Annotated in this window: 29 protein-coding genes; 17 read left to right on the top strand and 12 right to left on the bottom strand. The window is 65.1% G+C overall.

The annotated features are described in order from the left end of the window. Positions 1-84: 84 nt before the first annotated feature. Positions 85-2715, bottom strand: coding sequence for a Tat pathway signal sequence domain protein (locus ACPJW8_RS15650; protein ID WP_330187084.1), 2631 nt, complete (start codon positions 2713-2715; stop codon positions 85-87). Positions 2716-2871: 156 nt separating this feature from the next. Between ACPJW8_RS15650 and ACPJW8_RS15645 the strand changes: the two genes are divergently transcribed. The 5 genes from ACPJW8_RS15645 (at position 2872) to ACPJW8_RS15625 (ending at position 5847) form a co-directional block, all read left to right on the top strand. After that, complete coding sequence (locus ACPJW8_RS15645) at positions 2872-3435, top strand: dihydrofolate reductase family protein (protein ID WP_330187085.1); 564 nt, start codon at positions 2872-2874, stop codon at positions 3433-3435. 171 nt (positions 3436-3606) lie between these two features. Continuing rightward, positions 3607-4194: an NADPH-dependent FMN reductase gene (locus ACPJW8_RS15640; RefSeq protein WP_330187086.1), complete on the top strand. Its 588-nt coding sequence runs from the start codon at positions 3607-3609 to the stop codon at positions 4192-4194. 28 nt (positions 4195-4222) lie between these two features. Next, the gene (locus ACPJW8_RS15635) at positions 4223-4954 is read left to right on the top strand and encodes a GAF and ANTAR domain-containing protein (RefSeq protein WP_330187087.1); all 732 of its coding nucleotides are present in this window, start codon (positions 4223-4225) and stop codon (positions 4952-4954) included. A gap of 40 nt (positions 4955-4994) precedes the next feature. Continuing rightward, positions 4995-5333, top strand: coding sequence for a metalloregulator ArsR/SmtB family transcription factor (locus ACPJW8_RS15630; RefSeq protein WP_330187088.1), 339 nt, complete (start codon positions 4995-4997; stop codon positions 5331-5333). 16 nt (positions 5334-5349) lie between these two features. Then, entirely contained in the window at positions 5350-5847 is a 498-nt protein-coding gene (locus tag ACPJW8_RS15625) for an SRPBCC domain-containing protein (protein WP_330187089.1), read from the top strand. Between the two features lie 162 nt (positions 5848-6009). Here ACPJW8_RS15625 and ACPJW8_RS15620 read toward each other — a convergent pair whose 3' ends face one another. Next, on the bottom strand, positions 6010-6360 hold the full coding sequence (locus ACPJW8_RS15620) for a MerR family transcriptional regulator (RefSeq protein ID WP_330187090.1): 351 nt from the start codon (positions 6358-6360) through the stop codon (positions 6010-6012). A gap of 112 nt (positions 6361-6472) precedes the next feature. Here ACPJW8_RS15620 and ACPJW8_RS15615 point away from each other — a divergent pair, with 112 nt between their 5' ends. Beyond that, entirely contained in the window at positions 6473-7996 is a 1524-nt protein-coding gene (locus ACPJW8_RS15615) for a SulP family inorganic anion transporter (protein WP_330187091.1), read from the top strand. A 49-nt stretch (positions 7997-8045) separates the two neighbouring features. Then, positions 8046-8630, top strand: coding sequence for a DUF1992 domain-containing protein (locus ACPJW8_RS15610; RefSeq protein ID WP_330187092.1), 585 nt, complete (start codon positions 8046-8048; stop codon positions 8628-8630). A gap of 13 nt (positions 8631-8643) precedes the next feature. On the opposite strand, the gene ACPJW8_RS15605 is transcribed toward ACPJW8_RS15610, so the two are convergent. After that, the gene (locus ACPJW8_RS15605) at positions 8644-9285 is read right to left on the bottom strand and encodes an NADPH-dependent F420 reductase (RefSeq protein ID WP_330187093.1); all 642 of its coding nucleotides are present in this window, start codon (positions 9283-9285) and stop codon (positions 8644-8646) included. 185 nt (positions 9286-9470) lie between these two features. Between ACPJW8_RS15605 and ACPJW8_RS15600 the strand changes: the two genes are divergently transcribed. Further along, a complete protein-coding gene (locus ACPJW8_RS15600; protein ID WP_330187094.1) occupies positions 9471-10376 on the top strand; it encodes a hypothetical protein in 906 nt (301 codons plus the stop codon). Positions 10377-10410: 34 nt separating this feature from the next. Here the strand turns inward: ACPJW8_RS15600 and ACPJW8_RS15595 are convergent, their stop codons facing one another. The 3 genes from ACPJW8_RS15595 to ACPJW8_RS15585 form a co-directional block, all read right to left on the bottom strand. Further along, a complete protein-coding gene (locus ACPJW8_RS15595; protein WP_330187095.1) occupies positions 10411-11742 on the bottom strand; it encodes an ammonium transporter in 1332 nt (443 codons plus the stop codon). A 348-nt stretch (positions 11743-12090) separates the two neighbouring features. Further along, positions 12091-13494: a GntP family permease gene (locus ACPJW8_RS15590; RefSeq protein ID WP_330187096.1), complete on the bottom strand. Its 1404-nt coding sequence runs from the start codon at positions 13492-13494 to the stop codon at positions 12091-12093. Between the two features lie 33 nt (positions 13495-13527). Further along, positions 13528-14058: a gluconokinase gene (locus tag ACPJW8_RS15585; protein WP_330187097.1), complete on the bottom strand. Its 531-nt coding sequence runs from the start codon at positions 14056-14058 to the stop codon at positions 13528-13530. Between the two features lie 184 nt (positions 14059-14242). On the opposite strand from ACPJW8_RS15585, the gene ACPJW8_RS15580 reads away from it, so the two are divergent. Continuing rightward, complete coding sequence (locus tag ACPJW8_RS15580; protein ID WP_330187098.1) at positions 14243-15022, top strand: FadR/GntR family transcriptional regulator; 780 nt, start codon at positions 14243-14245, stop codon at positions 15020-15022. Position 15023: 1 nt separating this feature from the next. Here the strand turns inward: ACPJW8_RS15580 and ACPJW8_RS15575 are convergent, their stop codons facing one another. Both ACPJW8_RS15575 and ACPJW8_RS15570 read right to left on the bottom strand, forming a co-directional pair. Continuing rightward, positions 15024-15362, bottom strand: a complete 339-nt coding sequence (locus tag ACPJW8_RS15575) for a DUF202 domain-containing protein (protein ID WP_330187099.1) — start codon at positions 15360-15362, stop codon at positions 15024-15026. Between the two features lie 15 nt (positions 15363-15377). Beyond that, positions 15378-15779, bottom strand: a complete 402-nt coding sequence (locus tag ACPJW8_RS15570; RefSeq protein WP_330187100.1) for a YidH family protein — start codon at positions 15777-15779, stop codon at positions 15378-15380. Positions 15780-15955: 176 nt separating this feature from the next. On the opposite strand from ACPJW8_RS15570, the gene ACPJW8_RS15565 reads away from it, so the two are divergent. The 3 genes from ACPJW8_RS15565 (at position 15956) to ACPJW8_RS15555 (ending at position 19407) form a co-directional block, all read left to right on the top strand. Then, positions 15956-16984 (top strand): LLM class flavin-dependent oxidoreductase, encoded by a 1029-nt coding sequence (locus tag ACPJW8_RS15565; protein WP_330187101.1) that lies wholly within the window; start codon positions 15956-15958, stop codon positions 16982-16984. A gap of 163 nt (positions 16985-17147) precedes the next feature. Further along, the gene (locus ACPJW8_RS15560) at positions 17148-18239 is read left to right on the top strand and encodes a ferredoxin reductase (protein WP_330187102.1); all 1092 of its coding nucleotides are present in this window, start codon (positions 17148-17150) and stop codon (positions 18237-18239) included. 10 nt (positions 18240-18249) lie between these two features. Then, positions 18250-19407, top strand: coding sequence for a fatty acid desaturase family protein (locus tag ACPJW8_RS15555; RefSeq protein WP_330187103.1), 1158 nt, complete (start codon positions 18250-18252; stop codon positions 19405-19407). Between the two features lie 24 nt (positions 19408-19431). On the opposite strand, the gene ACPJW8_RS15550 is transcribed toward ACPJW8_RS15555, so the two are convergent. Then, positions 19432-20268, bottom strand: a complete 837-nt coding sequence (locus tag ACPJW8_RS15550) for an alpha/beta hydrolase (RefSeq protein ID WP_330187104.1) — start codon at positions 20266-20268, stop codon at positions 19432-19434. A 255-nt stretch (positions 20269-20523) separates the two neighbouring features. Between ACPJW8_RS15550 and ACPJW8_RS15545 the strand changes: the two genes are divergently transcribed. Beyond that, on the top strand, positions 20524-21003 hold the full coding sequence (locus tag ACPJW8_RS15545) for a hypothetical protein (RefSeq protein ID WP_330187105.1): 480 nt from the start codon (positions 20524-20526) through the stop codon (positions 21001-21003). A gap of 145 nt (positions 21004-21148) precedes the next feature. Here ACPJW8_RS15545 and ACPJW8_RS15540 read toward each other — a convergent pair whose 3' ends face one another. Beyond that, positions 21149-21892: a GAF and ANTAR domain-containing protein gene (locus tag ACPJW8_RS15540; RefSeq protein ID WP_330187106.1), complete on the bottom strand. Its 744-nt coding sequence runs from the start codon at positions 21890-21892 to the stop codon at positions 21149-21151. Between the two features lie 197 nt (positions 21893-22089). Beyond that, on the bottom strand, positions 22090-23292 hold the full coding sequence (locus ACPJW8_RS15535; protein WP_330187469.1) for a DNA alkylation repair protein: 1203 nt from the start codon (positions 23290-23292) through the stop codon (positions 22090-22092). Between the two features lie 121 nt (positions 23293-23413). On the opposite strand from ACPJW8_RS15535, the gene ACPJW8_RS15530 reads away from it, so the two are divergent. Next, positions 23414-24199, top strand: a complete 786-nt coding sequence (locus ACPJW8_RS15530; protein ID WP_330187107.1) for a phosphatase PAP2 family protein — start codon at positions 23414-23416, stop codon at positions 24197-24199. 49 nt (positions 24200-24248) lie between these two features. Here the strand turns inward: ACPJW8_RS15530 and ACPJW8_RS15525 are convergent, their stop codons facing one another. After that, the gene (locus tag ACPJW8_RS15525) at positions 24249-24578 is read right to left on the bottom strand and encodes a MerR family transcriptional regulator (protein ID WP_330187470.1); all 330 of its coding nucleotides are present in this window, start codon (positions 24576-24578) and stop codon (positions 24249-24251) included. 170 nt (positions 24579-24748) lie between these two features. On the opposite strand from ACPJW8_RS15525, the gene ACPJW8_RS15520 reads away from it, so the two are divergent. From ACPJW8_RS15520 to aqpZ, 3 genes are all read left to right on the top strand, one after another. Continuing rightward, positions 24749-25171: an Hsp20/alpha crystallin family protein gene (locus ACPJW8_RS15520; protein WP_330187471.1), complete on the top strand. Its 423-nt coding sequence runs from the start codon at positions 24749-24751 to the stop codon at positions 25169-25171. A gap of 83 nt (positions 25172-25254) precedes the next feature. Then, the gene (locus ACPJW8_RS15515) at positions 25255-25668 is read left to right on the top strand and encodes a J domain-containing protein (protein WP_330187108.1); all 414 of its coding nucleotides are present in this window, start codon (positions 25255-25257) and stop codon (positions 25666-25668) included. A gap of 196 nt (positions 25669-25864) precedes the next feature. Continuing rightward, the gene (aqpZ, locus tag ACPJW8_RS15510; protein WP_330187109.1) at positions 25865-26644 is read left to right on the top strand and encodes an aquaporin Z; all 780 of its coding nucleotides are present in this window, start codon (positions 25865-25867) and stop codon (positions 26642-26644) included. Positions 26645-26646 lie beyond the last annotated feature (2 nt).

The raw sequence follows: 26646 nt of genomic DNA, 5'->3' as shown, positions 1-26646 counted from the left end.
TAGCTGGATCAACTCTGCTGAGTGGAACGCTGACATTCCTAAGCATACTTAGGGTAGCGGTGGGTCACTAGTACGGGGCTGTCCTCACGTCTCTGCAGGAAGGTGGCCGCCGATCAGGGCCAGGTTCTGGATGGCGGCCAGCCCGAACTGGGCGGCGTCGTTCGTGGAAACCGTACGGGCCTCCTCCACCGGCTGGAGGGTGAACGGCGGCAGGATGGTTTCGCTGCTGAAGGCAACGGACGGGTCAAGGTGTTCGCCGCCCACCCTGAAGCTGTTCCAGGCATGGGCCGCCAGGTCCGGATCGCCGAGGCGGGCGGCGGCGTAGGCGGTCAGCCGGCTGTGGGCCTGTGTCAGGTAGATGCCCTGCAGGGGCTGGCCCACCGCCGCCTGTTGTTCTTCCGGCGTGGCCAGGAACAGCCGGCAGTACTGCAGCCAGGCCCGCTCGAAAGCCGGGTCCGGAACCAGGGAGAGGAGCTCACTGCAGATTTCCACCAGGCCGAACACGGCGCTGAGGTGGGAGACGCTGATGCGTTCGCGGCCGGCGTCGAACCTCCCCTTGTCCAGGTCATATAACGCCTCTCCGGTCAGGAACCCGTACTTCAGGGAACCGATATCCGCCATGGTTCCCAGCAGCCGGTCGCGGGAGCGCGGGTTCCCGGTCCGCTCCCAGTCGGTCAGCCAGGTGGCCGCCAGCGAACCCCAGTCAGTTCCAAGGCCCACCCCCAGGGCATTGCGGTCCGGCCGGTACGTGGCGGCATCCGGGCGGACTTTGCGGACGGGGTCCAGGCCCAGGAAGTTCTGGTCGCTGTCCACCAGTTCGGTCAGCAGGTCCCCGGTGCGCTCGTCCGCCGTGAGGTAGTAATGGAAGCGGCGGTAGGCCGGCGTGCTGATCCTCAACTGCTTGGCGCTGCAGCCCCAGTGCTGGACGTTGTGCCGCGTCCCCAGGCCCTGCCAGGGGCCAAGGTGGTACACGTCCACCTCACCGGTGTGGCGGGTCATGGCCTCCGCGAACCGGAACACATCAGCCCGTCCCGAGCGCAGGTACATGTACCAGAGCCACAGGTCCGGGGAGAGCTCGGAGTTATCCCATGCATAACCGCCGACGTCGTAACGCCAGACGTGCCGGTCCGCGTCATAGGTGTGCATCACGTCGCCGTAGTTCCAGAAGCCGTACCAGCGGCGCTGTTCCACCTGGCCCGTGTAGAAATCGAAGAGGAAGTCCAGCTTGTCCTCGAGGTCCGCCCGGGCGGGTGTGGAGCGGTCCACCGGGGCCCAGTCACCAAAAACGCCGGCCGCATGCAGCGATTCCGGGCCCGCCTGCAACAGCGGCGGGCTGGCCACGCCGGCAGCATCGGCAGCGAGCTGCTCCGTGGCGGGCGTGGCGTCATAGGCAAACAGCGTCAGCTCGTGCGTGCGGGCAATGCCCGTGGGGCTGCCGAATCCGGGCTCGTAGTCCTCATAGGTGATTTCCAGGCCCTCCAGCTGGTCCTCGAAGGTGTCCTGGCCCAGGCCGTCGTGATAGAAACGCAGGTCCATCGGCTGCGCTTCGGGGGAGTAAAGCCATGCGGTGAGCGTGGCTTCGTCTCCGGCGGCACCACGGATGTCCAGTTGCCCCGGGTGGGACTGCCAGAAGTTGCGCACGCCAACCCCCAGGCCGCCGTCGGGAGTGCTGAGGGAGCAGAAGCCGCCGGCGCGCGTTCCGCCGCTGATGCCCACCCAGCCATGGCCCGGTGCCGTGCGCTTGCGCAGTTCAAAACCGTCGGCCGTGAGCTGGGTCAGTGTGAAGTCGCTCCACGTGGGAACCAGGTGCAGCCGCCCGGAGACTTCCGGATTCCATTCCCCGGGCGGGGGCGTTGGCTGCCCGGAAACCTGGGCGTCGCGCACGGCCTGGCCCGGGTCCCGTCGCAGCCCGGTGATGCCGCGGACACCTTCGGCCAGGAAGCCGCCCCCGGCTCCTGCGATCCGCACGTGCCGGTTGTGCAGTTCGGCGGCGAGCGGGACGTTGAACCGGACGCCCAGGCCCGCAAGGAAATCCCGGTCCGCGTCGCCGTCCCAGACGAAGCTGTGAACCATGCGGATGCTGCGGGCGCCGGCGTGGAAGTAGAAGCGGATGACAAAGGGCAGCCAGGAGCGGCCGCCGCCGTCCTGCTGGTGCTGCCCTTCGATTTTCACAACGGCGCGGACGGGGCCGTCCTGCTCCACGGCCACCGACGTGACCTGCCCGGTGAAGCCGGTCCTGGTAGTGGTCCCGGCCTCCTCCGGGACCTCCTGCTGGAGCATGCTGACCAGGCGGCCGTTCTTTGCCACCACGGTGCCGCCGCGGCTCAGGGAGCGAAAGAGGTGCTGCCCGGTGCGGTCAAAGACCATGGTGGAAACACCGGTGGAGACGGTCACGCTGCCAGCGTCCCCGGTGACCGTAACCCGATCGGTTTCCGCTGCGGGGACGGCGGCCTGCGTCCCGGCGGTCACCGAATAGGAGGACGACGGCGACTCCGAGGCCGCCAGCGCCAGGCCGGCCCACTTGAGCGAACCGTCCGGCCAGGTTGCCAGCGGCCATGCCTGGCTTGCCACCGGCCGGCCGTCCGCGTCCCGGATTTCCAGGGCAGCGGCATCCGCCACTGTGCCGCGGGCAAAGGGCATGCCCCACGTTGTTCCGCCATTGAGGTCCGCGGGTGCGCCGCCGTCCAGCCAGCTGATGCGCGTTGAATTGGTCATGACATCCATTCGGAAAGCGTTTTCTGATTCGTTTCAAAAGTAGCCGTGGACCATTGCGGGCGCAAGGGTTTGTGGGACCGATGCGGAAATTGTCCTGCCCGGCCCCTCTGCAGGCGGCACTGCTGGTGGTTCACTGGAAGCGGAGGAAGGAGCCCCATGCCCAAGATCATCCTTATGCTCTCCCTGTCCCTGGACGGATTCTTCGAGGGTCCGGACCAGGACCTCAGCTGGAGCCTGGTGGACGAGGAACTGCACCAGCATTTCAATGACGAATGCAACGCCTTGGCCGGATACCTGGAGGGGCGCGTTACGCATGAATTGATGGCTGACTTCTGGCCCACCGCGGACCAGGACCCGGACGTCTCGCCGGTCATGGCCGAATACGCCGGAATCTGGCGGGAAAAGCCCAAGTTCGTTTTCTCCAGGACCCTCACCTCGGTTCCCTGGAGCACCGAGGTGATTTCCGACGTCGTGCCTGAACGCATCAAGGAGCTGAAGGCCCGGATGGGCGGTGACCTGGCAGTCGGCGGGCCCGACCTTGCTGCCAGTTTTATGCGCCATGGCCTGATCGATGAATACCGGCTCTATATCCATCCTGTGGTGATCGGCAAGGGAAAGCGGCTTTTCCAGCTGCCGGACCAGGTGATGAACCTTGAATTTGCGGGCACCCGGACCTTTGGCAACGGGGTGGTCCAGCTCCGGTACATGCCCAAGGAGTAGTAGCGGGTGCACGGCCTGACATGCCATCCCCGCGCTGCTCGAAAGGCGCCGGCGGACCTCTGGCCGGGCGCCCTTTTCTGTGCTCAACTGGGTATTGGCTCACGCCGGCAGTACCGCTTTACATCCTCATACCGTCAGCCGGCAGCTGCCGGCTCAAAGGAAGGGTTGCTCGTGGCACAGTACAACATCGGATATTTCGTGGGGAGCCTGTCCTCCACCTCCATCAACCGCACGCTGTCCAAGGCGCTGATCAAACTGGCCCCGGAGGGCTTCGACTTCACGGAGATTCCCATCCGTGACCTGCCGCTCTACAGCCAGGATTACGACGGCGATTTCCCGGCTGAGGGGACCGCGCTGAAGCAGGCGATTGAAGGCTCGGACGGAATCCTGATCGTCTCGCCCGAGTACAACCGCTCCATTCCCGGCGCGCTCAAGAACGCCATTGACTGGGCTTCACGGCCCTGGGGCACCAATTCCTTTGCCCGCAAACCCACCGGCATCATCGGCGCGTCGCCGGGCGGCATCGGCACGGCAGTGATGCAGTCGTCAATGCGCAGCGTGTTGAGCTTCCTTGACGCGCCGCAGCTCAATGCCCCGGAGGCGTACATCACCTTCAAGCCGGACGTCTTCGGAGATGACGGCGAGGTCAATGACGAATCCACCGCGGGCTTCCTCCGGCATTACATGGACGAGTATGGCGCCTTTGTACAGCGTGTCCTCGCCGTGAATGCCCCCGGCCACATCGGTGACGCCGGCTGACACACTTCGTCCTAAGGCAGGGGACACCATGGGTACTCCGGACATCGATGACCTTGAACGGTTGCAGGACCTTGTTGCCGACATGGATGACATCAAGGGATTCCTGGACGGCATGACCGCGTTGGCGGCCTGTACCTTGAGCAGGATGTCCGGTGCGCGCGTCGAGTGTGCCGTGACCCTGCAGCGGCGCAAGCGGCCGGACACCGTGGCCGGCAGCAGCGCCGATGCCCTGCTCCTTGACGGCATTGAACACCGGCTGGGGGACGGTCCCTGCCTGCAGGCCCTGCGCACCGGTGCTCCGGTGCTGATGGGGGACCTGAACGTGGACCCCCGCTGGCCGGTGTTCCGTGCGGAGATGATTGCGAAGGGCTTCCGGAGCACCCTTGGCATTCCCCTGGACGTGGATGGGAGCGCCTCGGCCGTGCTGAATTTCTTCGCCACCGAGCCGGGGCACTTCACCGACTCAAGCGTCGACGATGCCGCCCGGTTCGCCGAGGTGGCCTCCCGGGCGCTCCGGCTGGGGCTCAGGATCGCCGCCGCCGAGCTGCGGGCGAACGACCTCGAGGCGGCCATGGACTCCAGGACATCGATCGACCTGGCCCGCGGAATCCTGATGGCCCAGAATCGCTGCACGCCCGAATCGGCGTTTGAAATCCTCAGTCAGGCCTCGAGCCACCGGAACCGCAAGCTGCGGGATATTGCCGAGGGGCTGGTGGCTGGAGTGGGAGGCGCGCCCGAACCCCTGCATTTTGATGCCTGACCATTGACAAGGACGCCTTTGCGGCATAACGTACAACCAAATGGTTGTAGATCAGAGAAGCGACGCAGACATCGACAGGGTCTTCCAGGCCCTGGCGGACGCAACCCGGCGTGACATCGTCAGCCGGGTGACGTCGTCGGAATTCACCGTTTCCGGCCTCGCTTCGCTGTACACCATGAGCTTTGCCGCCGTCCAGAAACATGTGGCGGTATTGGAGCGCGCCTCCCTGGTGACCAAGGAGAAGCGCGGACGGGAGCAGATTGTGCGGGGCAACCATGAAGGACTGGCGAAGGCCCGCCGCCTGCTCGACGAGTATGAGGCGTTGTGGCGGCAGCGTGCCGGCCGCATCGCGGACATCCTGAATGAACAGCAGGAATGACAAGAAGGGGATAGTCATGGCAGTCGTCAGTTCCACCAAGAACCTGGAGGCACTGAGCCTCACCCTCGTGGCGGAGTTCGATGCCGGCGTCGAACGCGTCTGGGAACTCTGGCAGGATCCGCGCCAGCTTGAGCGCTGGTGGGGACCGCCCACCTGGCCCGCCACCTTTGAACAGCACGACTTTGTCCCCGGCGGCAAGGCGAGCTACTACATGACCGGCCCGGACGGCGAAAAGGCCCGCGGCTGGTGGCGCTTCACCGCCGTGGACGCGCCGAACAAGCTGGAGTTCGACGACGGTTTTGCTGACGAACGCGGCGAACCCGTAGGGGATCTGGGGACCACCCATGCCGTGGTCACCCTGGAGCCCGATGGGGACCGGACCCGGATGACGGTGCACTCCACCTTTGAGTCCGAAGACCAGCTGGAGAAGATGCTGGAGATGGGCATGGAGGAAGGCATGAAGGAGGCCATGGGGCAGATCGACGGCATCCTGGCGGAGCAGCGCCAGCGCTGACGCGGCCTCGTGCGCCCTCCAATCCCAGGCTTGTCCGCAGATCAGAACCTTGAAGCTTAGGATTCGCGAACAAGCCTGGGAATCGTCCGTGCGACGTGCCTGCCCTGGTTGGTGCATGCCGGCCTGCCGGGTGCCTGCCGGGCCCGGTCCGCTGTGCCGGCCCTAGTCCGTTTTGGCCAGGCCCGCGATGAATTCGTCCGCCTGAGCCAGGTTCCGTGCCATCTTGGCCCGCTCGCGGACCGCCCGCTCCAGGAACTCAGCCAAGCGGGCTTTCTCTGCCTCGCCGGGCGTTTCGGCTGAGCGGAGGATGCCCAGGATCTCCGCCATTTCCTCAAGCGAGAAGCCGAGGGGCTTCATCTGCTTGATCACCATCAGGCGGTCGAAGTCATCCTCCGAGTACACCCTGAAGCCGCCCTCGGTGCGGGTGAGGGCGGGGAGCAGGCCCACGTCGTCGTAGTGCCTGATGGTGCGCAGGGACAGTCCGGTCCGCTCGGCCAGTTCACCGATGTGCATGGTCAGGCTGCCGGTCTTCGCTTGTCATGGGACGCCTCCGTCGTGGTCGGATTCAAACTCTACCATCACGTTAGGGTAGAGTTTGGATTTCCCAACCACGAATGGAGCGGTCATGGCCGTCAAAACCGCAGGGGATGCCCGCGCCTATACCCCGGAGCAGCTGCAGTCTGTCCGGGAAACCCTCAGGTCCCCACGCAGGCTGAAGACCGAGGTCCTGGCCGGCCTGGTGGTGGCCCTGGCGCTGATTCCGGAGGCCATCGCCTTCTCGATCATCGCCGGCGTTGACCCGCGGCTTGGACTCTTCGCCTCCTTCACCATGGCCGTGACCATCGCCTTTGTGGGCGGGCGCCCGGCCATGATTTCGGCCGCCACCGGAGCGATCGCCCTGGTTATTGCGCCGCTTGTGAAGTCCCACGGCCTCGAATACTTTATTGCCGCCGTCATCCTGGCCGGTGTTTTCCAGATCATCCTGGGCCTGTCCGGCGTGGCGAAGCTGATGCGGTTCATCCCCCGCTCGGTCATGGTGGGATTCGTCAACGCCCTGGCCATCCTGATCTTTATGTCACAGGTCCCCGAACTCCTCGGCGTTCCCTGGCTGGTGTACCCGCTGGTTGTTCTTGGCCTGGTCATCGTCTTCGGTCTGCCCAAACTCACCAGGGCCGTCCCTGCCCCGCTGGTGGCGATCGTTGTGCTGACGCTGATCACCGTTCTTGCCTCCGTCGCAGTGCCGACCGTGGGGGACAAGGGTGAGCTGCCCGAGTCGCTGCCGTCGCTGTTCATCCCCAACGTGCCGTTCAGCCTGGAAACCCTGCAGATCATCTTCCCGTTCGCCCTGGCCATGGCCTTTGTTGGCCTGCTCGAATCGCTGATGACTGCCAAGCTGGTGGACGACGTCACTGACACGCGCTCGAACAAGACCCGCGAGTCGTGGGGTCAGGGTGTGGCAAACATCGTCACCGGGTTCACGGGCGGCATGGGCGGCTGCGCGATGATCGGCCAGACCATGATCAACGTCAAGGCCTCCGGCGCCCGCACCCGGATCTCAACCTTCCTGGCCGGCGTCTTCCTGCTCATTCTGGTGGTGGCCCTGGGGGACATCGTTTCCCTCATCCCCATGGCTGCGCTGGTTGCCGTGATGATCTTCGTTTCCTGGGCCACCTTCGACTGGCACAGCATCCATCCCAGGACCCTGAAGATGATGCCCAAGAGCGAAACCCTGGTGATGGTGGCAACCGTCGTTGTGGTGGTGGCTACCCACAACCTCGCCATCGGGGTGGGCGTGGGTGTGCTGGTTGCCATGGTGATGTTCGCCCGCCGGGTGGCCCACTTCGTCTCCGTGGAGCGCACGGTCAAGACGGTAAACGGCCAGGAAACCGCCACCTACGTGGTGGACGGAGAACTGTTCTTCGCTTCCTCCAATGACCTCTACACCCAGTTCGAATACGCCCACGATCCCGAGCACGTGGTGATCGACATGCACGCCTCCCACCTGTGGGATGCGTCGACCATTGCCGCGTTGGATGCCATTACCGCCAAGTACCGCGCCCACGGAAAGGACGTGCAGATCATCGGCCTCAATGACGCCAGCGAGCTGATGCGCGAACGTCTGGGCGGCAAGCTTGGGCATACTGGATAAAAGGACTTCCGCGGTCCGGCAGTCAGATACTTAAAGGCGGTGGCGCGCTATGGGCGATGATTTTCGACGGCGGCTGGAGCGCCTTGCGGAGCTCCGGTCCTACCGCGGCGCCGGGATCACCCCTGAAGAGGAGGCGGAGCTCTCCGCAGCGGAGGCCGCCGACAGGGAGAAGCGCCGGAAGACCAGCGAGGCCGCCCGCGCCGACTACCTGGTCCGGGAGGCCATGGCACAGGGCAAGTTCGACAACCTCAAATATGCGGGTAAGCCCATCCCCGGACTTGGCGAGGCCTACGATCCGGACTGGTGGGTGAAGGGACTCCTGCAGCGCGAGGACCTCAGCGGCCTGGGTCCCAAGGCCATCCTGCTGCGCAAGGAAGACGCTGGGCTGGACGCCCGGCTGGATGCGCAGTACACCGAAAAGCAGGTCCGGGACATGCTGGAGGACTTCAACGCCCGCGTGATCGATGCCAGGCGCCAGCTGCAGGGCGGCCCGCCGGTGGTGACTAAAACCAGGGACGTCGACGCCGAACTGCAGCGTTGGCGCGAACGCCGGGACGCTCGGAAGGCAGCGGAACCGCCGTCGGCCGAACCATCAGAGGGCGGATGGCGGCGGTTCCTGCGCAGGCGTTCGTAGAGCGTCCGGCGGCTTAGACGGTGCGTGGAGCCTTGGCCAGGTTTGCCCGAAGTTCCTCGGCGTTCTGCCGGATCACGTAGGCCGGGCGGTCACGTTCGGCACGCCAGCTTTCGGAGAGCGGGCCGACGTTGACGGTGTCGAAGCCGAACTCGTCATACAGCTTGGCCACCAGCTCGGCGGCCTCAGGGAAGTCGCTGGAGGTGACCAGTGCCCGGCGGTTCTCCGTCCCCGCGGGTGTGCCGTCGGTAGCGATCTCAGCGGCCATGATGTGGTTGAATCCCTTGGCTACTTTCGACTGGGCCAGGTGCTCCTGCAGCAACCCGGAAGTGGTGGCTTCGCCGTTGTCCAGGGCGGGGATGCGGCCATCCCGTTCCCAGTAGTAGTTGTTGGTGTCGATCACGGTCTTTCCCGCCAGCGGTTCCACTGGAATGTCCTTGGAGGCCTTGAGGGGAACCGTGACCACCGCAAAGTCGCCTGCCTCAGCGGCCTCTGCCGCCGTTGCCGCGCGGGCCTTCGGTCCGAGCTCTTCAACAAGCCCGGCCAGTGTCTCCGGGCCCCGCGAGTTACTGATCACCACGTCATAGCCGGATTCCACTGCCTTGCGGGCAACCTGGCTGCCAATGTGTCCTGCACCGATGATTCCGATTGTTGTCATGTGCGGGGCAACCGAGCATCGGCCGCAGATATTTCCCGGATGACGAAGTGTGACCCGGCGAGCGAACCAATCCACCCTTCCCGCCCGCCGGGCCGCTGCCTAGACTGGCAGGACAATGGTGCGCAACTGCCGCCTTTGGCCCCGCGCACCGACCTGCCTAGGAAGACCCCTCCAGGAGGAAAACCATGCGTACCCTGATCCCTGCGGCAGCCGCCGTCGTACTTTTTGCCTTGACCGGAACTGTCCCCGCCGCGGTTGCTGCACCGGAGCCTCCGGGGGTGATCGCCCTCCCGGAAGCCACCGGCGCGGAAGGGATAGCCGCCGGGAAGCAGGGCACCTTCTACGCGGGGGACCGGCTGGACGGCGACATTTACCGGGGCGACGTGCAGGACGGCACCGCTGACGTTTTTATTGATGCGCCGGACGGCCGGGTGGCGATCGGCATGATCGCGGACGTTAAGAACAACCTGCTGTTCGTGGCCGGCGGCGGCACCGGCGATGCCTACGTCTACAACACGGAGACGGGCGAAGACGTTGCCACGTTCGACTTCACCGACGCCGGGTTCATCAATGACGTTACGCTGACCACTGAGGGTGCCTGGTTCACCAATTCCAATGCCGGTGAGTTGTACTTCGTACCGGTGGCCAAGGACGGGACCGTGGGCGACTTTGAGGTGCTGGACATGAGCGGCCCCGCCGGTGAATCGGGGCCGGGCTTCAACCTGAACGGCATCGCCACGGCGCCTGACGGCACGTTGGTGGTGGCGCATTCCAGCCGCGGCGAGCTCTACACGGTGGATCCTGCCACCGGTGCCAGCGCCCTGATCGAAGGCGTCAGCGTCCCGGCAGTTGACGGCATCGAGATCCGCGGCGGCACACTGTGGGCCGTTCAGAACCGCCTCGACCAGATCAGCCGCATCACCCTCGCCGACGATCTGTCCTCCGGCACCCTGGACGGCGTCATTACCAGCCCCGATTTCCGGACCCCGACGACGGCTGCCCTGTTTGGCAACACCCTCGCCGTGGTCAATGCCCAGTTCGCCTACCCGGAGGACACACAGTTTGAGGTGGTGCAGGTTCCCGCCCGGTAGTTGCTGGTCGCTGTTTCTCCTGGACCAGGATCTCTTAGACCAGGCTGCTTTCCCGGGCGGGCGCCTTCTCCTGGGCCGGCATGGAGGTGTGGCCGGCAACGTGCTGGACCGGGGTTCCTGAAGGGGTGAAGTGCCCGCCGCCGGCGTCACCGAAGGAGTAGGCACGCTCGGCGTGCAGGGCCAGGTCAACGCCCACGGTCTCGGCTTCGTGGCTGACGCGGAAGCCCATGGTCTTGTGGATCAGGAGCCCGACGCCGGCAGTCACCAGTCCGGAGAGCGTCACGGTGATCAGGACTGCTGCAGCCTGCGCCGCCAGCTGCTGGAAACCGCCGCCGTAGAACAGGCCTCCGGCCTGCCCTTCCGCGGGGAGTGCGATGAAGCCAAGGGCGAGGGTGCCGATCAGCCCGCCGCCCAGGTGCACGCCCACCACATCCAGGGAATCGTCCAGGCCGAACCTGTACTTGAGGTCAACAAACCAGCAGCATGCAGCTCCCGCCACAAGACCCAGGCCGATCGCGGCCAGCGGGCTGATGTTGGCGCAGGAAGGAGTGATCGCAACGAGGCCCGCGACTACACCTGATGCTGCGCCCAGGGAGGTGGGGTGGCCGTGCCGGATCTTCTCCACCACCAGCCAGCCCAGCATGGCGGCCGCCGGCGTCACCAGGGTGTTGACCCAGATCAGGCCTGCCTGCTCCGCAGTTGTTGCAGCGCCGCCGTTGAAGCCGAACCAGCCGAACCAGAGGATGGCGGCACCGAGCATGATGAAGGGGAGGTTGTGCGGGCGGTGGCTGGGGTCCTTGGCGAAGCCGTGGCGCTGGCCCACAATGAGGGCGAGCACCAGTGCGGCAGTTCCGGAACTGATTTCGACGACGGCGCCGCCGGCGAAGTCGATCACCTGGCCGAAGATGGCAGTCACTGCGCCGCCTGCGCTCATGAGGCCACCGCCCCAGATCATGTAGGCCAGGGGGCAGTAGACCAGCGTGATCCAGAGGGGGACGAACAGGGCCCAGGAGCTGAACTTGGCGCGGTCGGCGATCGCGCCGCTGATCAGGGCGACAGTGACGATCGCGAACGTGGCACCGTAGCCGGCGTTGATCAGCTGGAGCGAGCCCATGAGGCTTTGCAGGCCAAAGTTGGCCAGCGGGTTGCCGAACAGGCCCAGGAAACCCTCGCCCGTGGTCATGGAGTAGCCCCACAGCACCCAGACCACGCCCACGATGCCCGCCGAGATGAAGCTCATCATGATCATGTTCAGCGCTGCCTTGGCGCGGGTCATGCCGCCGTAGAAAAGGCCGAGGCCGGGGGTCATGAAAAGCACCATCGCGGCTGAGACCATCAGCCAGACATGTTGGGCAGTGATTTCCACTTGCTGTTCCCTTTCAACGAAACCTGCGTCATGCGCGTGGGCCGTGAGCGGCCCGGTTTTCCCCCGGATCAATGCTCCCGGCGGGATGTTTCAGGAAAAGCGTCCAAAAGTTGCGGTGACGTTACGTAAATCGGCGCTGCGTGAAGTTCACGTGTCGGCCATGTTTCGGGTTTGTTACCAACACCCGAATCGGGGTGTGGCTACGGGACGCCCGCCGTTTCGTTTCCTGTTTGTAAACGGGGCCTCACGGCAACGGAGCCTCAAACAAAAGCGGGCGGCCACCCCCAAGGGTGACCGCCCGCCGTCGAACGTTACAGCTTTACTGCCGTTACAGCGCCAAAGAATCCGCTAACCCGCGGCACCTGCCACTGCGAACACCACTGCGGCGATGCCGAAGCCCATCACGCCGATCAGGGTTTCCATGACGGTCCAGGTCATCAGCGTGGTCTTGACGTCCATGCCGAAGAACCGGCCCACCAGCCAGAAGCCGGAGTCGTTGACGTGCGAGACAACCACGGACCCGGCGGCAACGGCGATGACCAGCGAGGCCACCTGCATGCCGTTCAGTCCCGCGAGGGCAACAGCCGGAGCAATCAGGCCGGCGGTGGTGGTCAGGGCTACCGTGGCAGAACCCTGGGCGATGCGAAGGATGGCCGAGATCAGGAAGCCGGCCAGGATCAGCGGAATGCCGGCGTCGCCCAGGACGTCAGCGAGTGCCTTGCCGATGCCTGAGGTGCGGAGCACGCCGCCGAACATACCACCGGCGCCGGTGATCAGGATGACCGAGCAGACAGGGCCGAGCGAGGATTCCAGCAGCTTCTCCAGCGCTCCGGCACCTGTGCCGCGCCTGCGGCCCAGGACGAACATGGCCACCAGGACGGCGATCAGCAGGGCAACAGGGGTTTCACCAATGGTGCGCAGCACCTGGTACCAGGTTTCCGACTTGGCCGTCTCCGGCAGGAGGCCGGCGGAAGCGGCAGTGCTCAGGCCGGTGTTGAGGAAGATCAGCACCAGGGGCAGGAGCAGGAGCAGCACTACGGTACGGAACCGGGGCGGGTTGGCTTCCGCCTCCGCGTCAGCGCGGCCAAGGATTTCCGGAACCGGCAGGACCAGTTTCTTGCCGGTCCACAGGCCGAAGAGGTATGCCGTGACGTACCAGGTGGGGATGGCGGCGATGAGGCCGACAATAACAACCAGGCCGACGTTGGCGTCAAAGAACGTTGCAGCGGCAACCGGGCCCGGGTGCGGCGGCAGGAAGATGTGCATCACGGAGAAGGCGCCGGCCGCGGGGAGGCCGTAGCGGAGCACGCCGCCGCCCAGCCGGTGGGCAACAGCGAAGACTACCGGCAGCATCACTACCAGGCCGGCGTCGAAGAAGATGGGGAAGCCGAAGATCAGCGAGGCCACGCCCAGCGCGAAGGGGGCGCGCTTTTCACCGAAGAGGTTGATGAGGTAGTCGGCCAGCGTCTTGGCACCGCCGCTCGTCTCAACGATTCGGCCCAGCATGGCGCCAAGGCCCACCAGGAGCGCAACTGTTCCCAGGGTGCTGCCGAAGCCGCCCACCAGGACCGAGACAACCTTGTCCGCCGGGATGCCGGTGGCGAAGGCCGTGGCCAGGCTGATCAGGATCAGCGCAAGCAGCGCGTGCATGCGCAGTTTGATAATGAGGAACAGCAGGGCCACGATCGCCAGGCCGGCGATCAGGAGCAGCGGGCCTGCTCCGAGGGTTTGTTCCCATCCTTCGATGGTCATGGTTCTCCTTTGAAACGGGGTTATCGGGGGGAATTAGTTGTTCGCGTGCAGGTGGAGTGCGGACAGGACGTCCTCAACCAGCTGCTGGGGCGTGCGGCTGATGTCCAGGACCAGGCTGCCGGTGGCGATTTCCTGGTCCGTAAGGGGTTCCAGGGTGGCGAGCTGGCTGGGCAGCAAGGTGGACGGCATAAAGTGCCCGGTGCGGTGGCGGATCCGTTCGCCCAGCAGTTCCGGATCGCCGGAGAGGTGCAGGAAGACGACGTTTCCCTCGGCTTCGCTGAGCAGTTCGCGGTAGCTCTGCTTCAGGGCCGAGCAGGTCAGGACTGTGCTCTGGCCGGCCTGCGCCTGAGCGGTCATCCAGTCGCGGATGGCCCTCAGCCACGGCCAGCGGTCCTCGTCGTCCAACGGGGTGCCGCTGTTCATCTTGGCGATGTTGGACTGCGGGTGGAATTCATCAGCCTCGGCCATAGCCCAGCCGAGCCGGGCGGAGAGTGCTTCGGCGAGGGTGGTTTTGCCGGCGCCGGCAACACCCATGACCACAAGGTGCGTGGCAGCAGACTTCATTGTTCTACCTCCGTAGAAGACGTCGTTGGCTTCGGGTGAAGCTCCAGGCAACCGACAATACTCGGCTTGAAAAATAAGATAGCACCATTTTGGCGTTTAGGTACTATCTTTTCGTGAGACTGGTCATATCTTTCGTCAAAATCGAATAAACTGTGCATGCGCCGCGGGCGCAGAGGAGGCAACAATGTCGACGGCGACACGACAGTCCGGACAGGTACGGGGCCCGGTGAGGGAAACAGCTTCGGTGCCGGGTGCCGGGCCGCGCGCCGTTCCCGGTGCAGCCCCTGACGCGCTGCACAGCCGGGTGCTGGATGCGCTGGGCGAGGCGATCGTCTCCGGCGACCTTCCCCCCGGCCAGCGCCTCACGCTCGAAGGCCTGCAGCAGGAGTACGACATCTCCCGCACGCTTGCCCGCGACACCATGCGCGTCCTGGAGTCCATGAACCTGGTGTATTCGCGCCGCCGCGTGGGCATTGTGGTCCAGGAACAGGAGTACTGGAACTACTACGATCCCAAGCTGGTCCACTGGCGCCTGGCATCCAGACACCGCGCAGAACAGTACGCCAGCCTCACGGAGCTGCGCATCGCCGTCGAACCCATCGCTGCAGCAGGTGCCGCGAAACGCGCCGGAGCAGGAGAACGACGGCGGCTGGCGGCGCTCGCCGGCGAGCTGCGGAGGCTGGGGGAGGCTGGGGACCTTGAGGCGTTCCTGGCTGTGGACATCGAGTTCCACCAGCTGCTCCTGCACAGCTGCGGCAATGAAATGTTCAAGGCACTGGATGTGATGGTGGCGGAGGTCCTCTCCAGCCGTACGCGTCAGGGGCTTATGCCGTTCAAGCCGCGACCCGAAGCGCTGAAGGCCCACGAGGATGTGGCGTTTGCGGTGGCCGAGGGCAATGCTGCCGCAGCCGAAACAGCCATGCATCACATCCTGGACGAGGTCCGCACGGCCATGGGGCTTTAGTTCAGCCCGCCACAACGATCGTGATGCCCAGGCCGCCCAGTGCCACGCAGGCCACGGTGGTCCAAAGCACGGCACCGGCGTCCGCGCTGAGCTGCTCGCTCGAAATCCCGCGCGAACTGGTCCGGTACCGGCGTCGCTGGGTGAGGTAGATACCTGCCGCGGCCACCGCCGCTACGCCGAAGAGTGCCAGGATGGGCAGGCCATGGTGGGGCAGCCAGCGCAGGAAGATGGCGCTGACGGTTATCAGTGCCATCATGGTGCGGCCCCACGCCAGGCTGGTCCGCTCCGGTTGCAGGCCCGGGTCCTGGTGTTGGACCGGAAGCAGGTTGTTGGATGGCATGGCTTGGCCCGGTGCCTAGCCCAGTGCGATGACGACGATGATGACCGCCGCAGCCAGAGCTCCGGCAGCGGCCAGGAGCGGAACTATCAGCGGCAACGGCAGCGGGGCCTTCCGCCGCATGCTCCGTTCAACCCGCAGCCAGCGGACCGCGGCGCCAGCGCTGAGCAGCATGCCCAGGGCCAGCAACAGGATGGCGATGCCCTGGCGGACGGGCTGCACAAACAAGTCAGCGGTGAAGGCCTCGATGGCAATACCGCCGGCCAGCAGGGCAAGGGACGTCCGGATCCAGGCCAGGAACGTCCGCTCGTTGGCCAGCGTAAACCGCGGATCCGGCTCGGTACCGCCAGGAAGCAGACGTTCGGCGAGCTTGCTGCGCCGGAAGGGCTCTGGTTCGGAAGGGGACTGGTCGCTGGGCACGGTCACAGTTTAGACGGCATGTCGGTGGTTGAGCTTGTCGAAACCGCGTCCGGTGGTTGAGCTTGTCGAAACCCTCGGTGGTTGAGCCTGTCGAAACCGGGGACAGGCTCGATCACCGGACGGGCCCAATCGCCGGCCTCCGGGAATGTCCGGGCCTCCAAACCCGTTCCTCCGGCATGACACGCATCGGATTCCTTTCCTTCGGCCACTGGGGCCCCGGCCACGGTTCACGCACGCGGACGGCCGGAGAGGCCCTGACCCAGGCAATTGAGCTGGCGGTGGCGGCGGAGGAACTGGGTGTTGACGGTGCTTTCTTCCGGGTGCATCACTTCGCAAAGCAGCAGGCTTCGCCGTTCCCTCTGCTGGCGGCCATCGCGGCCCGGACCAGCAGGATCCAGATGGGTACCGGCGTCGTTGATATGCGGTACGAAAATCCCCTTTATATGGCGGAAGAGGCCGCGGCTGTTGACCTGATCAGTGGCGGCAGGTTGCAGCTCGGTGTGAGCCGCGGTTCACCCGAGCCTGCCCTGCGCGGCGCCGAAAACTTCGGCTACATCCCGGCTCCGGGCAGTACGGACGCGGACCTTGCGCGCGAGCACACGGCGCTGTTCCGGAAGGCCATCAGTGGAGCAGGAATTGCGACGGCGGATCCACGGTTCGCGGGTACGTCCGGTCTGCTGCCGGTACTTCCGCAGTCCCCGGGTCTGAGCCAGCGGATCTGGTGGGGTGCCGGCACCAGGAAGACTGCCGAATGGGCTGCTGGCCAGGGCATGAACCTGATGAGCTCCACGCTGCTCACCGAGGACACCGGCGTGCCGTTCGATGAACTGCAGGCCGAGCAGATCCAGGTGTTCCGCAGCGCCTGGAAAGAAGCAGGCCACGGTTTTACGCCGCAGGTTTCGGTCAGCCGGAGCGTGCTGCCGATCGTGGACGAGGAGGACCAGCGGTATTTCGGTGGCTCGGCGCTGCGGGATGTCCGGGACCAGGTGGGAAGCATTGATGGTTCCATCGCCCGTTTCGGGAAGAGCTACGTTGGCGCGCCGGACGTGCTGGCGGAGCAGCTCAGCCAGGACGCCGCCGTCCAGGAAGCTGACCTGGTGATGCTGACCGTTCCCAACCAGCTGGGTGTGGACTTCAACGCCAAGCTCCTGGGCACCATCACCGGTCATATTGCGCCGGCGATCGGGTGGACACCACCATCATAAAGACGGTAGTCAGCTACCTGATTTGCTTCGGGGGAACCAACCCGTCACACTGTCCGTTGGGGTATTAACGGCTTTGGGGGCTAATCACTATGTCATCAATGACCCACCCCGGTCACATGACGGAAGCAGGACAAATGACCCGAGCCCACTTAGGCTTAACTGCATGATCCGGCTCCGACGGCTGGCGCACGCCGCATCCGTAATGACCACACCGCTGACGCCCGAAGATTTTCTGGCCCTGTTCAACCCGGTGTTCTCTTCGCGTCAGTTGCGCGGTGTTGTGACGCGCGTTGTTAAGGAGACGGCGGATTCCGCCACCATCTTCTTCCGCCCGGGCCGCGGCTGGCACGCGCACCTTGCCGGACAGTGGGCGCGCATCGGCGTCGAACTGGACGGCGTGCGGCACTGGCGCTCCTATTCCTTGAGCGCGCCCGCCGGCAAGAACCCCGCCATCACTGTCACTGACATGGGCGCGGTTTCAGGCACCCTGGTGCGCAACACCAAGCCCGGAGATGTCCTGTTCCTGGCACCCCCGCAGGGCGATTTCGTTCTCCCGGAGCACCCCCGTCCGCTCCTTATGCTGACCGCCGGCAGCGGCATTACTCCGGTGATGTCCATGATCCGCACGCTGATTCCACGGCGCCCGGATGCCGACGTCGTACTCATCCATTCCTCCCGCACCCCCGGTGAGAGCCTGTTCCGCGAAGAACTCGCTGAGCTGGCGGACCAGTTCCCCAACTTCCGGCTGGCCCAGTGGTTCACCCGCCGCCAGGGCCGCATGAACTTCAGTTCCATGAAGGAGATCGAGGAGATCTGCCCTGACTGGACCGAACGCGCCGCCTACGCCTGTGGCCCCGAAAGCTTCCTGGACGACGCCGAAGCCCTCTGGGGCCAGGCCGCGCTGACCGCACCCGGCCAGGGGAGTGCCGGTTCAGCCGGCGCCTGCACCCTCAAGATCGAACGCTTCAGCACCAATCTCTCAGGAGGTGAAGGGCACGACGGCGGACTGGTCACCTTTGAGTCTTCGGACCGTGAGGTCCAGGCCGACGGCGCCACACCCCTTCTGGACGTCGGCGAGGACGCCGGGGTACTGATGCCCAGCGGCTGCCGCATGGGTATCTGCCACAGTTGCCTTACCCCGCTTCTTTCCGGCAGTGTCCGGGACCTCCGCACCGGTGAAGTCTCCGGCGAACCGGGCCAGTTAATCCAAACGTGTGTTTCGGCAGCCGCCGGACCCGTCAACCTCGAAATCTGAGGAGCAACGAATGTCAGTAGTTACAGCAGCAAGGCCATCAACGTCAGGCACCACCAAGCCGCGTCCGGGCGCGCTCGCCGACTCCGGCAGCCCCCTGGTCCGCCCCCCGGCGGCAGCCCACCTCACGGACGAGCAGGTTGCGGAACTGGGCCGTGAGCTGGACGCCATCCGGGACGAGGTCCTGGCCAAGCGGGGCGCCGAGGATGCCGCGTACATCCGCCGCATGATCAAGATCCAGCGCGGCCTGGAGCTGGGCGGCCGGGCCACCCTGCTGGTCAGCAAGAACAAGGCCGCCTGGGTTGCCGGCACTGCCATGCTGAGCCTGTCCAAGATCATGTCCAGCATGGAACTGGGCCACAACATCCTCCACGGCCAGTGGGACTGGATGCGGGATCCGGACATCCACTCCACCACCTGGGAATGGGACTTCGTCACCCCGGCCCGCTCATGGCAGCACACCCACAATGACCTCCACCACCGCTGGACCAACGTTGTGGGCAAGGACCGCGACGTCGGATACAACCTCCTGCGCATGGACCCGGACCAGGAGTGGAAGCCCTTCAACCTGGGCAACCCGCTGTACAACGCCGTGCTGGCACCCATCTTCGAGTGGGGCATCGCCGTTTACGACCTCGAGATCCCCGAGTACAAAGAGGGGCTGAAGTCCAAGGACGCCATGCTCAAGGACCTCAAGTCCCTGGGCCGGAAGGTGGTCACCCAGTTCACCAAGGACTACGCCGCCACACCGGCGCTGGCCATGCTCACGGGCTCCGGAAAGCAGGCGCTGGTGGGTACGCTCACGGCCAACGCCGTCCGCAACGTCTGGGCCCACGCCGTCATCTTCTGCGGCCACTTCCCTGAGGGAACTGACACGTTCACCGAGGAAATGGTGGACGGCGAAACCCGCGGCGACTGGTACGTCCGCCAGATGATCGGCTCAGCCAACATCTCCGGCTCCAAGTTCATGCACCTGATGACCGGCAACCTGTCGCACCAGATCGAGCACCACCTGTTCCCGGACCTGCCGTCCAACCGGTACGCCGAAGTGGCGCCCAAGGTCCGCGAGATCTGCCAGCGTTACGGCCTGAAGTACACCACCGGGCCGTTGCTGAAGCAGGTTGGCTCCTCCTGGGCCAAGGTCTTCAAGCTGGCCCTGCCCGGCAAGTAGCCCCGGCGGCTGCTTCCCTGGCAGCTACTTCGCGAGGAACGCCAGGAGCGCCTCGCTGACTTCCGCCCCGTGCGTCCACAACAGGCCGTGCGGGGCGCCGTCGATTTCCAGGTATTCGGCGGACGGCAGGGCCTTGGCGAACCGCCGCCCGGTCACGTCGATGGGCAGGATGTTGTCCGCCGTGCCGTGCACGATCAGGGCCGGAACATCGATCTTCGGGATGTCCGCGCGGAAGTCGGTCACCCACGTGGGCTGGGCAGCAACAGAGGCCACGGCACCTGACCTGGACGCAAGGTTCCAGCTGGCGGTGAGTGCTTCCTGGCTGAGCCTTTCGGTGCCCAGGAAGGTATCCGTGTTGTAGAAGTTCTTGAAGAATTCGGTGAAGAACGCGTACCTGTCCTGGGTGACGGCGTCGTACAGTCCCGTAAAGACCTCCGCAGGCACGCCCTCCGGGTTGTCCTCGGCCTGCAGCAGGTACGGCTCCAGGGAGCCCAGGAACGCCGCCTTGGATACCCGCCCGGAACCATAGGTGGAGAGGTAGCGGGCCACTTCGCCGGTGCCCATGGAGAACCCCACCAGCACGGCGTCGCTGAGGTCCAGCGTTTCCATCAGGACGTTCAGATCAGCGGCGAAGGTGTTGTAGTCGAAGCCTGTGGTGGGCTTGCTGGACTGGCCAAAGCCGCGGCGGTCATAGGTGATCACACGGTAGCCGGCGTCCAGGAGGGCAGTGGTCTGCTTCTCCCATGAGGAGCCGTCCAGCGGATATCCGTGGATCAGCACCACCGGCTGCCCCGTCCCGTGATCCTCGTAGTAGAGCTCGATGTCCGTGCTGTTCTCGGTTCCAACGGTGATGAAAGCCATCGCGGCGGTCCTTTCGAATGCGTCAGTTGCCCAAACTATTACCCGTCAGCGGCGGGGATCCTCCCGCCGCCACCAGTCTATGGACAGCCGCGTCCACAATGCACCCGCGAGGACACGCTTCGGATCAGCACCGGCAGCTAGGGCAAGCACCACCGCAACGACGGCCGCGACAAACACCGGAGCTAAGAGGGCGGTGCTGATAGGCTGCGCAAGCGGCCACTGGGGTCGCCTTCTACGTCTCGGGGGACCCGACTCATGCGTACCAAAAACCTTCTCCGCCTGTCAGCCTGCGCCGCCGCCGCCGCAGCTCTAATGGGTGCCGCCTCGCCGGCCCACGCAGCCAGCAGCGAGGGCACCACAATGACAGACACCAGTACCTGCACGGAACTGGCGCCTGAGGTTACGACGTGCCTCACCATGGCCGAGCGCCGCAACGTGGTCGTGACTCCGTCCGGCGTGGCGATACTGCAGGGATATCGTGAATTCTCCGACTCCACCACCTACCCCGGCGGCTCACAGTCTGGTGAGGGAACCCGCCGTTACGTCTCGGTCTTCGGATCATCGATCGTGACGCCGGACGGGACGATCTACTACGACGCGAAGGTGACCCGGGTCGACGGTGTCGACATCCTCTCCTACTCAGACGGATTGAACTGCCTGCTGGAGACTAACTTCGTGGAAGCCAACGGCACCGGCGGCTACAACCACAGCACAGGAACCTGCACCACCAGCTAGCCCCCAACGAAGGCCTGCTCCGCACGGGAGCGGGCCTTCGTTACGCTACTGGCCGCCAGCGACGAAGAACCGGATGCCACCTCGGCATACCTGGCCGTCGTGAATGACCTTCTGATCGGGCTACGTGATCAAGGAGACGCGCCCTTCAGGCGTCGTAGTACGTCTTGACCGGTCCCTGGCCCAGATTAAGCACCACGGTGCGGGCCACTTCGCGGAGTTTGATATTGCGCGTGCTCGACGCCGTCTTCAGGATGTTGAACGCTTCAATCTGCGAGCACCGGTTCTGCGCCATGATGATGCCCACGGCCATGTCGATCACCGTCCGTGTCTCCAGCGTGGCCCTGAGGTCCGCTGCCGCCTCGCTGTAGCGGGCGAGGCGGACGGCGAGGTCCAGTGCCATCGAGGTCTGGCGGACAAAGTCCTCGGCGATGGCCCGGGTCCGCCCCTCGAAACGGTTGACCCGGCCGGAGTAGAGAATGAGCGCGGCGCGGGTATCGCCTTCCAGCTTGAACGGCACCGCAAGGAGGGAACGGATGCCCAGGTCCATCACCAGTTCTGAATAGACGGGCCAGTCGGTGCTTTCTTCCAGGTCAGGAAGTTCGATCGTGACCTGCTCACGTGAGGCCTTCATGCAGGGGCTGTCACTGAACCGGTACTGGATCTGGCCGATTTTCTCGGCCGCCTCATTGCTGTTCGCTACCGTGACGGGTTTACGGTGCCGCCACAGTGTGACGCCGCAGAGGACTTCGTCTCCCGGCGAGGACAATGTCCTCGCGGAGATACCGGCGAGCTCACGGAGAAACACCTCCACGTCTTCGCTGTCCAGGACAAGCTGGTGCAGGTGCTCCGATATTTTTTCTTCAAATTGCGCTGTTGACTCGCTGGCCACGGGGGATTGGTGCCATTCGCTCAGGTCAAAACGAGCCGGCCCTGCTTCTACCGATCCCTGGATGCGGGGCGGGCGGCGGAAGCAAAGGCGGATCGACGAACTTTCCTACGGCCTCTGCTTAACCGTGTGGAAAGTATTGCATGTCAAAGGCATGATTTCGAGTTGGCGGACCTACCCTCCGGTAGGAATGCGCGGGCCTAGCCCAGGAGAGTAAACTCCGCGCGTCCATGGCGCTGGCCGTTGACCTGAAGCTCCAGCACATGGGTACCCGGATGATGGACCCGGGTAGTCATCTGCCGGAAGGCGTGGCCCTTGGATAACCGGCGGGTTTCGCCCGGTCCCAGGCTCAACGACGCCAACTTGAAGACCTTGCCGGAGTGGCTCCCGTTTGCCTTGAGGTAGTGGACCACGTAGTCCACAGCCAGCAGCGCGTCCACGGTGCCCGTGTTCGTGATCTCGACGTCGAACCTCAGTTCATCAGGCATGCTCAGCTGCGCACGTTCCAGCCGGGGACCGCTCAGGACTACCGACGCCGGCCTGAACCCCATCAGCGCCAGCGCACCGGGGTGCGCCTTCTTGATCAACGTGCGAAGGCCATGGCGTACCAACCGGATGGTGGACGCGTCCGGGCCGCCCGGTGCCGACAGCCAGCGGCCTGCAGCCTCAACCACTGCGTCCGGAGCATGCCGGGCAAGGTCATTGAGGTGGTTCGCCACGGACCTGCGGACGTACTCGCTGGGGTCCCTGTGCAACTCGTCCAACAGGGGGAGCGTGGGCGGAGGGCCGGTATGCGAACTGCCGGTGAACGCCGGAACCCGGATGGCCCATGGCAGGTATGGCCTGGTTCCTTCGCTGGCCAGCCGGCGGACGTGCTCATCCGGGCTCTTAGTCCAGTCCAGGATCAGGTGGAGGGCGCGGTCGGGCCGGGCCGCCAGCAGCCGCCGGATGGCAAATTCGCACGTCAGCCGGTGGGTGAGTTCCGCCAGGAGGGCCATGCAGTCGTCAAAGTCCGCGGTACTACCGGATTCCAGTGCCAGGGTCACCGCAGCTTCGGAGACGGGCCAGATCACCCAGCCGGTGAGCTCCGGCTCCGTGGAGCCAGGGGCGGAGGGTCCACTGTCGTCCCCACTGCGGGTGAGTGCCTCCCGGAAGATGCGTGCCGCCGTCGGATATCCCGCTTCAGGCGCTGCGGTGGCGATCCCGGGCGCCGGGTTGGCTGGCTCCTGCAGGACGTCCACGATGGCCGCGGCAACCTTGTCAGTCCGCGCGCGGAGGCTCAGGTCATCAAGTCCCTCGCCGGCCGCTGCGACACGGTCCCAGGCCGGTGCCGGCAGGGGTCCGGCCGCGGCCAGGGTGGCGGCCAGTTTCCGCACGTTGTCTTTGTTGATCAGCTCGTTCATGGCGCCCACGGGTTCAGGCTACCTCCGGTGCGGGATCGGTGCGGGGCTCCATGCGGGGACGCGCCCGCCGGGATACAGTTTTCAGCACGACATGTTCCCGACCGTACGAACGGACTATCCAGTGACAGCACAGGACAAGGCACCTTCAGGCTGGTGGCAGGGCTTCAACCAGAAGTTTGTGGTGGAGGAGCGGTACATGGAACCGGCGGACCGCAGCCGCCTGTACCGGGCAGCCGTCGTACTGGCCGCGGTGGGCACCCTGTTGTTCCTGGTGGCGCTGGGGAGCGTGTTGTTCGACGGCGGACTGGCGGCGATCGATGAACCGCTGCGGAACTGGCTGCTGGGCACCCGATCGGAGCTGGCTACCGGGATCATGCAGTTCCTGGCAGTGATCTTCGGGCCCATTGCCCTGCCCGTCATTGTGCTGGTGGTCAATGTGGCCTGGGGATTTGCCGCGAAACACGCTTGGCGGCCCATCCTGCTTGCAGGGGGCATGATCACCGGCGTCATCATCTCGCAGATCATCCTGCACCTGGTGGACCGGGCCCGGCCGCCGGTTGAACTGATGCTTTTCGGGGCCGACCACACCTATTCATTCCCGTCCGGGCATGTACTGGGAGCCTGCGACTTCCTGTTGATCGGCGCCTATCTCATCGCCTCAAGGTCGCGGAAACCGAAGGTGAGCGTGTCCTGCTTCGCCCTGGCCGCCGTCGGAATTGTGCTGGCCGCACTCAGCCGGCTGTACCTGGGCTACCACTGGTTTACTGACGCGTTCGCGTCGGCCTCGCTGGCCCTGGTGATCCTGGGCGGAATCATTGCCCTGGACACGTGGCGGACGGCGCGGATCCCGGGTGAACCCATTACCGGCGAGCTGTCCACGGCCGAGAATCCCGCCGACCCTTCCTAAACGCCTGGGCCAGGAGGCCTGGGCCACAGAGCCCAGCCCACCCGGCCAGCTACTGGGCGTCCTGCTTCCGCAGCCGGTTCCTGGCGCGTTTCAGGTCCGCCCGCAGCTTCGCGTTGACGGCTTCCAGCTCCAGGACCTTCGCTATGCCCGCAAGGTTCAGGCCTTCCTCCAGCAGTTCGCTGATCCTGATCAGCACGGCAACGTCCCTGTCGCTGTATTGGCGCGTCCCACCGGGTGTGCGGTGCGGGGTCAGCAGCCCGCGCGTCTCGTAGAGCCGGATGTTCTGTTGGCCGGTGCCCACCAGCGCCGCTACAACGGATATGGCGTAGCGCCCCCGGGCAGGTTCTGTGCCCGCGGGTTGTGTGCCCGCGGGTTCCATGCCGGAGCGCCTGTCTGCTTCCGTGGACATTTTTCTCCAAAATCCTTCGCTCGGGTACTTGCGACAACTTGCCTCTAATGCTATAAAAAATCTATATCCACCACCATAGATAAATGGCCGGTGGGTAGGGAAAAGTAAAGCACATCAAGACCCTAAGGAGTGGGAAAATGATGCTGATGCGTACGGACCCGTTCCGTGAGCTGGACCGACTGACCCAGCAGGTGTTTGGGACCACCGCACGGCCGGCGGCCATGCCAATGGACGCATGGCAGGAGGACGGCGAATTTGTGGTTGCCTTCGATCTGCCCGGCGTGGATGTTGACTCCGTTGACCTCAACGTGGAGCGCAACGTCCTGACAGTCCGTGCCGAGCGCCGGGATCCCACGCAGCCGAACGTGGAACTGGTTGCCGCCGAACGCCCGCGTGGCGTCTTCAGCCGCCAGCTGATCCTGGGCGAATCCCTGGATACCGAGAAGGTCAAGGCAAACTACAGCGACGGCGTCCTGACCCTGCGGATCCCTGTTGCCGAACAGGCCAAGCCGCGGAAGATCGAGATCGAAACCAAGAAGGACATGCACGAGATCAACAGCTAATCCGTGCAGCGGCGCCATTCGTGGAAGAGGTCCCTTCCGGGATTCCCTTCGCGGACCGGCGCGTGAGGCGGAGTTGAACAGTCATGGGCCAGCCTGATTACTACGCTATCCTCGGCATCGACCCCAAGGCGACGCCGGCGGAGGTTGCGCGCGCCTACCGCACCCTGATGCGCAGCCATCATCCCGACGTCGAACATGCCCCGGAGGATCGCACCGAGCTCCTGCGGATCATGGAGGCCTTCGCGGTACTGAGGGATCCCGTGCGGCGCCGTGAGTATGACTCGCGGCGGCTGGGGAGCAGGGCGCAGCGGCAGGGAGGCGCGGAACAGCCTGAGAGGGACGACGCCGGCACCCGGGAGAGTGCCCGCCGTAACCCGGCGCGGGGACGGAACGGCCGGGACATCCCTGTACGCCATGCGCCGCGGGAGCAGCAGCGGCAGGGGAGCACGTCCATCCAGATCACACCCGTCCGCTGGGAGAGTGGCCCCTGGGCGTAAGGTGCACTGCCTGCCGTTCCCGGCGTGCTTCGGAAGACGCAGTATTTCCTTTTGGTTAACTCTTGTGACAACCCCTGTCATTCGCCCCTGACCTGCACCTACACTGCAAGGGCGGCAGCCGGAGGGGGAACGGTCTTGCTCTCCCGCCATCGGTGCCCATTTTCACGGAACACTCGCAACTCCTGAAAGGCGCACCATGGTCAAGGACAATCTCAAAGCGGCCCCCGTAGCCCCGGACGTCAATGCAAGCCCCTCCACTATTTCCCGGCTTGGCGCCGAAGTGCTGGGCACCTTCATCCTTGTTTTTGGCGGCGTGGGCACTGCCCTCTTCGCCGCGCAGTTCCCTGACGAGGCCAACCCCCTGGGCGTCGGCTTCCTGGGCGTTGCCCTCGCCTTCGGCCTGACCGTAGTGGGCGCCGCGTACGCGGTGGGCCACATTTCCGGCGGCCACTTCAACCCGGCGGTCACCATCGGCCTGTTCGTGGCGGGGCGCTTCCCGGCCAAGGACATTGTGGGTTACGTCGTGGCACAGATTGTTGGCGGCGCACTGGCTACCAGCCTGCTGGCGGCCATCGCCGCGGGCGGACCTGCGGGGTTCTTTGACGCGGCCCGCGCGGGCGGCTTCGCTTCCAATGGATTTGGCGAGCACTCACCGGGCGGCTTCTCGCTGCTGTCGGCCATCCTGATCGAGGTCATCCTGACGGCCGTGTTCCTGTTCGTCATCCTGGGTGTGACGGATCGCCGCGCCACTCCGGGGTTCGCCGCACTGACCATCGGCCTGTCCCTGACGCTGATCCACCTCATCAGCATCCCGGTGACCAACACGTCGGTGAACCCGGCCCGTTCAATCGCCACGGCACTGTATGGGGACACCTGGGCGCTGGGCCAGCTGTGGGTCTTCCTCCTGGCGCCTGTGGCCGGCGCCGCGCTGGCCGCCATTGTCTACAAGCTGGTTTTCGCCCGGGAGAAGGTCTAGCA

The organism is Pseudarthrobacter sp. J47 (genome assembly GCF_049810315.1).
Classification (GTDB): Bacteria; Actinomycetota; Actinomycetes; order Actinomycetales; family Micrococcaceae; genus Arthrobacter.
Note: the sequence above shows the minus strand (reverse complement) of the source record. Positions and strands in the feature narration are given on the sequence as shown.

Excerpts from the sequence above, each read along its gene's own strand:
- ACPJW8_RS15600 (WP_330187094.1), top strand. The coding sequence starts at position 9,471 with ATGCGTACCCTGATCCCTGCGGCAGCCGCCGTCGTACTTTTTGCCTTG.
- ACPJW8_RS15560 (WP_330187102.1), top strand. The coding sequence starts at position 17,148 with ATGATCCGGCTCCGACGGCTGGCGCACGCCGCATCCGTAATGACCACA.
- ACPJW8_RS15535 (WP_330187469.1), bottom strand. The coding sequence starts at position 23,292 with ATGAACGAGCTGATCAACAAAGACAACGTGCGGAAACTGGCCGCCACC.
- ACPJW8_RS15605 (WP_330187093.1), bottom strand. The coding sequence starts at position 9,285 with ATGACAACAATCGGAATCATCGGTGCAGGACACATTGGCAGCCAGGTT.
- ACPJW8_RS15610 (WP_330187092.1), top strand. The coding sequence starts at position 8,046 with ATGGGCGATGATTTTCGACGGCGGCTGGAGCGCCTTGCGGAGCTCCGG.
- ACPJW8_RS15630 (WP_330187088.1), top strand. The coding sequence starts at position 4,995 with ATGGTTGTAGATCAGAGAAGCGACGCAGACATCGACAGGGTCTTCCAG.
- ACPJW8_RS15525 (WP_330187470.1), bottom strand. The coding sequence starts at position 24,578 with ATGGAACCCGCGGGCACACAACCCGCGGGCACAGAACCTGCCCGGGGG.
- aqpZ (WP_330187109.1), top strand. The coding sequence starts at position 25,865 with ATGGTCAAGGACAATCTCAAAGCGGCCCCCGTAGCCCCGGACGTCAAT.
- ACPJW8_RS15515 (WP_330187108.1), top strand. The coding sequence starts at position 25,255 with ATGGGCCAGCCTGATTACTACGCTATCCTCGGCATCGACCCCAAGGCG.
- ACPJW8_RS15650 (WP_330187084.1), bottom strand. The coding sequence starts at position 2,715 with ATGACCAATTCAACGCGCATCAGCTGGCTGGACGGCGGCGCACCCGCG.
- ACPJW8_RS15645 (WP_330187085.1), top strand. The coding sequence starts at position 2,872 with ATGCCCAAGATCATCCTTATGCTCTCCCTGTCCCTGGACGGATTCTTC.
- ACPJW8_RS15550 (WP_330187104.1), bottom strand. The coding sequence starts at position 20,268 with ATGGCTTTCATCACCGTTGGAACCGAGAACAGCACGGACATCGAGCTC.
- ACPJW8_RS15580 (WP_330187098.1), top strand. The coding sequence starts at position 14,243 with ATGTCGACGGCGACACGACAGTCCGGACAGGTACGGGGCCCGGTGAGG.
- ACPJW8_RS15590 (WP_330187096.1), bottom strand. The coding sequence starts at position 13,494 with ATGACCATCGAAGGATGGGAACAAACCCTCGGAGCAGGCCCGCTGCTC.
- ACPJW8_RS15575 (WP_330187099.1), bottom strand. The coding sequence starts at position 15,362 with ATGCCATCCAACAACCTGCTTCCGGTCCAACACCAGGACCCGGGCCTG.
- ACPJW8_RS15520 (WP_330187471.1), top strand. The coding sequence starts at position 24,749 with ATGCTGATGCGTACGGACCCGTTCCGTGAGCTGGACCGACTGACCCAG.
- ACPJW8_RS15555 (WP_330187103.1), top strand. The coding sequence starts at position 18,250 with ATGTCAGTAGTTACAGCAGCAAGGCCATCAACGTCAGGCACCACCAAG.
- ACPJW8_RS15615 (WP_330187091.1), top strand. The coding sequence starts at position 6,473 with ATGGCCGTCAAAACCGCAGGGGATGCCCGCGCCTATACCCCGGAGCAG.
- ACPJW8_RS15635 (WP_330187087.1), top strand. The coding sequence starts at position 4,223 with ATGGGTACTCCGGACATCGATGACCTTGAACGGTTGCAGGACCTTGTT.
- ACPJW8_RS15620 (WP_330187090.1), bottom strand. The coding sequence starts at position 6,360 with ATGCACATCGGTGAACTGGCCGAGCGGACCGGACTGTCCCTGCGCACC.
- ACPJW8_RS15545 (WP_330187105.1), top strand. The coding sequence starts at position 20,524 with ATGCGTACCAAAAACCTTCTCCGCCTGTCAGCCTGCGCCGCCGCCGCC.
- ACPJW8_RS15565 (WP_330187101.1), top strand. The coding sequence starts at position 15,956 with ATGACACGCATCGGATTCCTTTCCTTCGGCCACTGGGGCCCCGGCCAC.
- ACPJW8_RS15625 (WP_330187089.1), top strand. The coding sequence starts at position 5,350 with ATGGCAGTCGTCAGTTCCACCAAGAACCTGGAGGCACTGAGCCTCACC.
- ACPJW8_RS15585 (WP_330187097.1), bottom strand. The coding sequence starts at position 14,058 with ATGAAGTCTGCTGCCACGCACCTTGTGGTCATGGGTGTTGCCGGCGCC.